Raw genomic sequence first — 9,053 nt, forward strand, 5'->3', positions numbered from 1 at the left:
GAGCCTAACCAGCGGGCGTCCGCGTGATCCACGGGGGCGCCGGAGGAGGGGCGGGCCACGGTGACGCGCGGAAACGTCCGAGGCTGCTGGTAGCTTCGGGGACCATGCTCGTCGCCCACGCCACCTGGCACGGCGGTGCGCTCTGTCTGTGGGCCGAACGCACCAGGCGGCTCCGGGAGGAGCCGGGGGGCGTCCCCCCGCAGGCAGCACCTGCGCGTGATCCCGTCCCCGGTGTCCATCCGTTCGCGTCCCGCGACTTCTCCGGCACCTCCTACGAGCCGCTCGTGCGCGGCGCGGCCCGCGTCGAGCTGACGATGTCGCTCCCGACCCGCGTCGACCGGGAACACGGCGATCACCCGCTGCCGTCCGCCGAACTCGGGCCCGAGCCCATCGACGGCGAGCCGGAGCTGCGGCCCTGGAGGGTGCCGGCGCTCGTGCTTGAGCCGTTCCCCGCGATGGCGCTGCTCCAGGCCGCCGAGCACAGCGGCGACGTCGTCCCCGGCGGCGACCTGCGGTTCCTGTGCCTGCTCGCGGATGAGGCCGTCCACCTGACCGGGCGCGGCCAGGTCCTGCCCGCGCTGCTGCGCGAGGACGGCGACCTCGTCGCCCGCTGGCGTCCCGTCATCGACGACCCGCCGCGCTTCCGGGAGCTGGCCGCCGCGATGCCCGCCGCGTGCCGCGCGGCCGACGGCGGGCGGCCCGCCGCCGAGGTGCTGCGCGAGGCGCTGCACGGCCTGGTCGACACCGCCGTGCGCGGCGTGGTGCCGCACCCGCTGCTGCCGCCGCGCCGGGGCAGGGCGCCCGAGCGGATCCCGCTCGCCGAACGCTGGGTGGAGGCGCTGACCGGCCCGGCGCCGGACGTGGCGCGCGAGCCCGGCGACGACTCCGCCGAACTGATCGCCGAGCTGGACGCGTGGGCCGCCGCCGCGCGCCGCCCGTCGGGCCCGCTGCGCGTGTGCTTCCGGCTCGCCGAGCCGGGCGCGGAGGAGTTCGAGCCCGAGCCGGGCGAGAAGGGCGCGAAGGGCGCCGAGGAACAGGACGCCTGGCGGGTCGAGTTCGCGCTCCAGGGCATCGACGACCCGAGCCTGTACGTGCCCGCCGCGACGGTGTGGGCGGGCGAGGCAACGTCGGTCACAGGCGCGGAGGAGACGCTGCTCGACGGCCTCGGCCGCGCGCTGCGGCTGTTCCCCGACCTCGCGCCCGCGCTCGACGACCCCGAGCCCGGCGGGCTCCTCCTCGACACGGCGGGCGCGTTCCGGTTCCTGCGGCGCGCGGCGCCGATGCTGGCCGCCGCCGGGTTCGGCGTCCTGCTCCCGCAGTGGGCGGGCAGGGCCAGGCTCGGCATGCGGTTCACCACCCGCCCGGACGACCCGGAGGCCTCGTCCGGCGCCGCCGCGCCCTCGGGCTTCGACCTGAAGGGCATGGTCAAGTTCCGCTGGGACCTCGCCATCGGCGACGAACGCGTCGACGAGGCGGAGCTGGAGGAGCTGGCCCGGTTGAAGACGCCGCTCGTCCGGCTGCGCGGCCAGTGGGTCGAGCTGGACGAGGAGCAGCTGGAGGCCGCGCTCGACTTCCTGCGCCGCCCGCGCCGGGGCCGGATGCCCGCCGCCGAGGCGGTCCGCGCGGTCCTGCACGCGGGCGAGGCCGCGCTGCCCCTGGTCGAGGTCGACGCGGGCGGCACGCTCGGCGACCTGCTGTCGGGCGAGGCCGACCGGCGGCTCGCGCCGCTCGCGACGCCCGAGGAGCTGGACGCGGAGCTGCGCCCCTACCAGGAGCGCGGGCTGGCGTGGCTGGCGTTCATGGACGGCCTCGGCCTCGGCGCGCTGCTCGCCGACGACATGGGGCTCGGCAAGACGCTCGCGGTGCTGTCGCTGCTCGTCCACGAGCGGGAGGGCGGCGCGCGCCCCGACCCCACGCTGGCGATCCTGCCGATGTCGCTGGTGGGGAACTGGCAGCGGGAGGCGGCGCGGTTCACGCCGAAGCTGCGCGTGTACGTCCACCACGGCGCGGGCCGCCCGCGCGGCGCGGAGCTGGCGCGGGCCGTGGCGGGCGCCGACCTCGTCCTCACCACCTACGGCACGGCGGCGCGCGACGCCGATGACCTCGCCGCCCTCACCTGGGGGCGGGTCGTCTGCGACGAGGCGCAGGCGCTGAAGAACAGCGGGACGCGGCAGGCGCGGGCGGTGCGGAGCATCCCGGCGCGCAGCCGGATCGCGCTGACCGGCACGCCGGTCGAGAACCACCTGACCGAGCTGTGGTCGATCATGGAGTTCGCGAACCCGGGGCTGCTCGGCCCGCGCGCCGCGTTCCGGGAGCGGTTCGCGATCCCGATCGAGCGGGAGGGCGACGAGCAGGCCGCGCTGGCGCTGAAGCGGGCGACGCAGCCGTTCGTGCTGCGGCGCCTGAAGACCGACCGGTCGATCATCTCCGACCTGCCCGACAAGCAGGAGATCAAGGTCTACTGCAACCTGACCACCGAGCAGGCGTCGCTGTACCAGGCCACGGTCGACGACATGCTCGCGCGGATCGCCGAGGCCGAGCCGCGCAAGCGGCGCGGGCTCGTGCTGGCGACGATGGCGAGGCTCAAGCAGGTCTGCAACCATCCGGCGCAGCTCCTCAAGGACGGCTCGCGGCTGCCCGGCCGCTCGGGGAAGCTGGAGCGGCTGGAGGAGATCTGCGCCGAGGTCGTCGCGCGGGGCGAGAAGGCTCTCGTGTTCACGCAGTACGCCGAGTTCGGCTCGATGCTCCAGCCGTATCTGGCGGCGCGGCTGGAGCGCCCCGTCCTGTGGCTGCACGGCGGCACGTCCAAGCAGGCGCGCGACGACCTCGTCCGGCACTTCCAGGGCGACCCGGAGCCCGCGGTCTTCCTGCTGTCGCTGAAGGCCGCGGGGACGGGCCTGACGCTCACGGCCGCGAACCACGTCGTCCACGTCGACCGGTGGTGGAACCCGGCCGTCGAGGACCAGGCGACCGACCGGGCGTTCCGCATCGGGCAGACCCGCGACGTCCAGGTCCGCAAGTTCATCTGCGTCGGGACGATGGAGGAGCGGGTCGACGAGATGATCGAGCGCAAGAAGGCCCTCGCCGACACGATCGTCGGCACCGGCGAGGAGTGGCTGACCGAGCTGTCGGTGGCGGAGCTGCGCGACGTGCTGCGGCTCTCCCCCGAGGCGGTGAGCGACTGATGGGCGAGGTGCCGATCGGCCTGCGCTGGTGGTCGCGGCGGTTCACGACGCTGCTGGACACCGGCGCCGACCCGGAGCGGCTGCGGGCCGGACGCGAGCTGGCGCGCACCGGCGAGGTCGCCGGGCTGCGGGTCGGGCCCTACGAGGTGACGGCGAAGGTGCGCGGGCCCGACGGCGAGCCCTACGACGTGGCGGTCGGCACCGAGGGCATCGACACGCTGGGATGGCGCGCGGCGGAGGCGAGGCTCGCCTCCCACGCGGTGTTCCGGGCGCGGCTGCTCGCGGGCGAGCTGCCGCCGGAGATCGAGTGGCAGTTCGCCGAGCTGGGGCTGGCGCTGTTCCCCGAGACGGCCGCCGACCTGCACCTGATGTGCGGCTGCCCCGGCTGGGGCGACCCGTGCGAGCACGCGGCGGCCGTGCTGTACCTGCTGGCCGAGGCGTTCGACGACGACCCGTTCCTCGTGCTGGAGTGGAACGGCCGCCCCCGCGAGCAACTGCTGGCGGCGCTGCGGCGGGAGTCGGCGGTGGAGCCCGACCCGTTCGAGATGGAAGCGGAGCCGCTGTCGGCCACCGGGTTCTGGACGCCGCCGTCCGGGCTGGCGCGGCTGCGGGAGCGCCGCCGCGCCGTGCCCGTGCCGCCCGGGTTCGTGCTCCAGGTCGCGACGCCGCCGCCGGTGCGGATCCGCCGCCGCGACCTGCCGGACGTGCTGGCCCCCGCCTACGAGGCCCTCGCCGCCGAGACCCCGGACCGCGACGACTAGCGCAGGTCGCCGTTCGTCATCCCCTCCGGCGCGGGCGGCAGCGCGACCAGGCCCAGCTCGGCGCGCACCGGCAGCGCCGGATGGCTCGGGACGACCCGGACCCCGTACCCGAACGCGCCGCTGCGCGCCAGCGGCACCTCCCCGGCGTAGCGGACCCTGCCGTCCCCGGCGGGCCCGGCCGCCTCCAGCTCCAGGTAGGACGGCTCGACCAGCGCGTCGGTGTCATCGACCCGGCCGTAGGCGACCTCCACCGCGACGTCGCCGGGGTCGAGGGCGCCGAGGTCCACGACGACCCGCACCGCCAACCGCGCCCCCACCTGCGGGGACTCCTCACCGCTCCCCTCGACGTGCTCGACGGCGACGCGCGGCCACGCCTCCCGGACCCGCCGCTTCCACGCCGCCAGCCCGCGCGCCCCGGCGAAGCCGTCGGCGGCCATCGCGCGGGCGGACGCGGCGGCGGGCCCGTAGTAGCCCTCCACGTAGTCGCGGACCATGCGGGACGCGAGCACCTTCGGCCCGAGCGTCGCGATCGTGTGCCGGACCATCTCCAGCCAGCGGCGCGGCAGGCCCGCCGCGTCCCGGTCGTAGAAGGCGACGGCGACCTGGTCCTCGATCAGCCCGTGCAGCGCCGCGGCCTCCAGCTCGTCGCGGCGCTCGGGGCTCGCGAGGCCGTCGGCGGACGGGATCGCCCAGCCGTTCCGCCCGTCGTACCACTCCTCCCACCAGCCGTCGAGGATCGACAGGTTCAGACCGCCGTTCAGCGCCGCCTTCATGCCGGACGTCCCGCACGCCTCCAGGGGCCGCAGCGGGTTGTTCATCCACACGTCGCAGCCCTGCACGAGCAGCCGTCCGAGCGCCATGTCGTAGTCGGGCAGGAACACGATGCGGTGCCGGACCTCCTCGTCCCCGGCGAACCGCACGATGTCCTGGATGAGCCGCTTGCCGCCCTCGTCCGCCGGGTGCGCCTTCCCGGCGATGACGATCTGCACGGGCCGGTCGGGGTCGAGCAGCAGCGCGCGCAGCCGCCGCTCGTCGCGCATCATCAGCGTGAGCCGCTTGTAGGACGGGACGCGCCGCGCGAACCCGATCGTCAGCACGTCCGGGTCGAGCGCGTCCTCGGTCCAGGACAGCTCGGCCTCGCTCGCGCCGCGCCGCCGCCACGCCTCGCGGAGCCGGCGCCGCGCGTCCACGACGAGCCGCTCGCGCAGCAGCCGCCGCACCCGCCAGATCTCGCCGCCCTCGACCTCCAGCACGCCCTCCCAGCCGCGCGAGGACTCCACCACCGAGGGCACCTCGCGGGCCGCGAGGTCGAAGACCTCCCGGGCCACCCACGTCCCGGCGTGCACGCCGTTGGTGACCGACCCGATCGGGACCTCGGCGGTGTCGAACCCGCCCCACAGGCCGCCGAACATCTCGCGGCTGACCCGGCCGTGCAGCGCGCTGACCCCGTTCACCCGCTGCGCGAGCCGCATCCCCATCACCGCCATGTTGAACACGGTGCGGTCGCCGCCGGGGTAGTCCTCGGCGCCGAGCGCGAGGACGTGCTCGACGGGGACGTCCGGATCCTCGTTCGCGCCGCCGAAGTAGCGGGCGACCAGCTCGCGGGGGAACCGGTCGATGCCCGCCGGGACGGGCGTGTGCGTGGTGAACACCGTCCCGGCGCGGGCCGCCTCCAGCGCCTCGCCGAACCCCAGCCCGTGCCCGGTGACCAGCTCGCGGATGCGCTCCAGGCCGAGGAACCCGGCGTGGCCCTCGTTGGTGTGGAACACCTCGGGCTCGGCGTGCCCGGTGATCCGGCAGTACGCGCGGATCGCCCGCACCCCGCCGATGCCGAGCAGCATCTCCTGGAGCAGCCGGTGGTCGCCGCCGCCCCCGTAGAGCCGGTCGGTGACCTCGCGGGCCTCGGGGTCGTTGTCCTCGACGTCGGAGTCGAGCAGGAGCTGCGGGACGCGGCCGACCCGCGCGAGCCACACCTGCGCGCGCAGTTCGCGGTCCTTCGGCAGGCCGACGCGGACCCGCACCGGCGTCCCGTCGGGCTCGCGCAGCAGCGTCAGCGGCAGCCCGTTCGGGTCGAGCGGCGGGTAGCGCTCCAGCTGCCACCCGTCCGGCGACAGCGACTGCGAGAAGTAGCCGTGCCGGTAGAGCAGCCCCACCGCGATGATCGGGACGCCGAGGTCGCTGGCGGCCTTGAGGTGGTCGCCCGCCAGGATGCCGAGCCCGCCGGAGTACTGCGGCAGCGCGGCGGCGATCCCGTACTCGGGCGAGAAGTAGGCGACGCAGGCGGGCGCCGCGCCGCGCGCCTGGTACCAGCGCGGGGCGGTCAGGTACTCGCGGAGATCTTCGGCCGTGTCGTGGAGGCGGCGCAGGAACCGGCGGTCGGCGGCCAGCCGCGCGAGCCGCTCCGGCGCGACCTCGCCGAGCAGCCGCACCGGGTCGCGGCCCACGGCCTCCCACAGCGCCGGATCGACGTCGCGGAACAGGTCGAGCGTCTCGTGGTGCCACGACCAGCGCAGGTTGAGGACGAGCTCCTCAAGCGGCCTGAGCGGCTCGGGAAGGACGGTGCGTACCGTGAAACGTCGGATTGCCTTCACGCGACTCCACGCTAGGCGAGGCACCCCGGTGGACGCGAGGCGGGGACCCGAGCCTCACCCGGTGGCCCGTTCCACTGCCGGCCGTTTGCCCGCGCTCGACCGTCCGCCGACCCTGGCGCCCGATCGGCGGGTCGTTCGCCCAAGCCGGTGGAAAGTACGAGCCGGTGGAAAGTACGAGCCGGTGGAAAGTACGAGGCGGCGGAGAGTGCGAGGCGGTGAGACCTGGGTTCACGCGCTCCGGACGTTTCACGCGTCCCGGTCGGGTAGGGGATGGCACATGCGCGGCGAGTCCGGAAACTCCCAGAAAACCGGCATTCCGAGGCTCGGTCGAGTACCGATCCTCGACGTCTTCCCCGTGGTGGGGGGCGGTGGTTGGCCCGCCAAGGCGGTGGCGGGCGAGACGATCGATGTGAGCGCCACGGTGTTCCGCGAGGGGCACGAGATGCTGGGCGCGGCCGTGGTCCTGCGGACCCCGGACGGCGAGAAGCTGCCCGGCGTCCGGATGAGCGATACCGGCGAGGGCCTGGACCGCTGGACGGCGCGGGTGACGCCGACCGAGCCCGGGACGTGGGCGTTCCGGGTCGAGGCGTGGGGCGACCCGGTCGCCCACTGGCTGCACGACGCGGAGATCAAGGTGCCGCGCGGCCAGGACGTCGACCTGGTGCTGGCCGAGGGGGCGCTGCTGTTCGCCCGGGCGGCCGACGGCGTCCCGAGCAAGGACCGTGCCACACTCGACCGGCTCGCCCGCCATCTCGCCGACAGGACCGCCCCGGTGGCGGAGCGGATGGAGGCCGCCCGCGACCCCGACGTCGCGGAGGCGCTGGAGCACTACCCGCTGCGCGACCTGCTGACCGTCACCGAGTGGTTCCCGCTGGTCGTGCACCGGCAGCGCGCCCTGTTCGGCTCCTGGTACGAGTTCTTCCCGCGGTCGGAGGGCGCGTCCTTCGACCCGATGGGGCGGCGCGGCCCGATGTCCGGAACGCTCCGGACGGCGATGAAGCGGCTGCCCGCGATCGCCGAGATGGGGTTCGACGTGGTCTACCTGCCGCCGGTCCACCCGGTCGGCACCACGAACCGCAAGGGCCCCAACAACACGCTGGACGCCGGACCCTACGACCCGGGAACGCCCTGGGCGATCGGCTCCCCCGACGGCGGCCACGACGCCGTCCACCCCGACCTCGGGACGCTCGACGACTTCGACGCGTTCGTCGAGTACGCGAACGGCCAGGGCCTTGAGGTGGCGTTGGACCTGGCGTTGCAGTGCTCGCCGGACCACCCCTGGGTGACCGAGCATCCCGAATGGTTCACCACGCGCGCCGACGGCACCATCGCCTACGCCGAGAACCCGCCGAAGAAGTACCAGGACGTCTATCCGCTGAACTTCGACAACGATCCCGAGGGGCTGGCCGCCGAGGTGCGGCGGATCGTGCACCACTGGATCGACCACGGCGTCCGCATCTTCCGCGTGGACAACCCCCACACCAAACCCGTCCCGTTCTGGGAACTGCTGCTGGCCGACGTGCACGCCACCCACCCCGACGTGCTGTTCCTGGCCGAGGCGTTCACCCGGCCCGCCATGATGCACACCCTGGCCAAAATCGGGTTCCACCAGTCCTACACCTACTTCACCTGGAAGAACTCCGCCGACGAACTCCGCGAATACATGAGCGAACTCGCCGGCCCCGCCGCCGCCTACATGCGCCCCAACCTGTTCACCAACACCCCCGACATCCTCCACGAATACCTCCAGCACGGCGGCCGCCCGGCCTTCGTCATCCGCGCGGTCCTGGCCGCGCTGCTCTCACCGACCTGGGGCGTCTACTCCGGCTACGAGCTCTGCGAGAACATCCCCGTCCGCCCCGGCAGCGAGGAATACCGCGACTCGGAGAAATACCAGTACCGCCCCCGCGACTGGGACACCGCCGACACCCTGGCGCCCCTCATCACCCGGCTCAACACCCTCCGCAACACCCACCCCGCGCTCCAGCAGCTCCGCAATCTGCGTTTCCACACGATCGACCAGCCCGAGTTCCTCGCGTTCTCCAAACGGCACGCGGGCGACGTGGTCCTGGTCATCGTCAACCTCAACCCCCACCAGGCACGGGAGGCGACCGTCCATCTGGATCTGCCCGCACTCGGACTCCCCGACGACCCCGACCATTCCTTCACCGTCACAGACCAACTGGACGGCGCCGCCTACACCTGGCGGCGATCCAACTACGTCCGGCTGGATCCACACGTACAGCCCGCCCACATCCTCACCTTCGGAGAGTGACGAGAGTTGAGCGGATCCCACGAGCCACACCCTCCCTCCGAGATCCCGCAGGAGGCCCTGCCCACCCTCTCCGAACCGGTCGCGGACGCATTCCGCACCGAGACCCCGCGTGATCCGCATTGGTTCAAGACGGCGGTGTTCTATGAGGTGTCGGTCCGGGGCTACGCCGATTCCAACGGCGACGGCTACGGCGACCTGCGCGGCCTGATCAACAAACTCGACCACCTGCAATGGCTGGGCA

The 9,053-nt window shown here is 74.0% G+C and carries 4 protein-coding genes and 1 pseudogene; 4 read left to right on the forward strand and 1 reads right to left on the reverse strand.

Translation table 11 applies throughout. The features are described from left to right. The first annotated feature begins 104 nt into the window (after window positions 1–104). Both GNZ18_RS40285 and GNZ18_RS40290 read left to right on the forward strand, forming a co-directional pair. A complete protein-coding gene (locus tag GNZ18_RS40285) occupies window positions 105–3,185 on the forward strand; it encodes a DEAD/DEAH box helicase (RefSeq protein WP_156222801.1) in 3,081 nt (1,026 codons plus the stop codon). After that, window positions 3,185–3,946 (forward strand): SWIM zinc finger family protein, encoded by a 762-nt coding sequence (locus GNZ18_RS40290; protein ID WP_156222803.1) that lies wholly within the window; start codon window positions 3,185–3,187, stop codon window positions 3,944–3,946. Before GNZ18_RS40285 ends, GNZ18_RS40290 begins: the two co-directional genes overlap by 1 nt. Here GNZ18_RS40290 and glgP read toward each other — a convergent pair. Continuing rightward, window positions 3,943–6,537 (reverse strand): alpha-glucan family phosphorylase, encoded by a 2,595-nt coding sequence (gene glgP, locus GNZ18_RS40295; protein WP_312875020.1) that lies wholly within the window; start codon window positions 6,535–6,537, stop codon window positions 3,943–3,945. The genes GNZ18_RS40290 and glgP overlap by 4 nt on opposite strands. A 277-nt stretch (window positions 6,538–6,814) precedes the next feature. On the opposite strand from glgP, the gene GNZ18_RS40300 reads away from it, so the two are divergent. Further along, window positions 6,815–8,812 (forward strand): alpha-1,4-glucan--maltose-1-phosphate maltosyltransferase, encoded by a 1,998-nt coding sequence (locus tag GNZ18_RS40300; RefSeq protein WP_156222805.1) that lies wholly within the window; start codon window positions 6,815–6,817, stop codon window positions 8,810–8,812. 57 nt (window positions 8,813–8,869) lie between these two features. Further along, window positions 8,870–9,053, forward strand: a pseudogene (locus GNZ18_RS40305) (trehalose synthase); the annotation flags it as partial.

The organism is Actinomadura litoris (assembly GCF_009733595.1).
Classification (GTDB): Bacteria; Actinomycetota; Actinomycetes; order Streptosporangiales; family Streptosporangiaceae; genus Spirillospora; species Spirillospora litoris.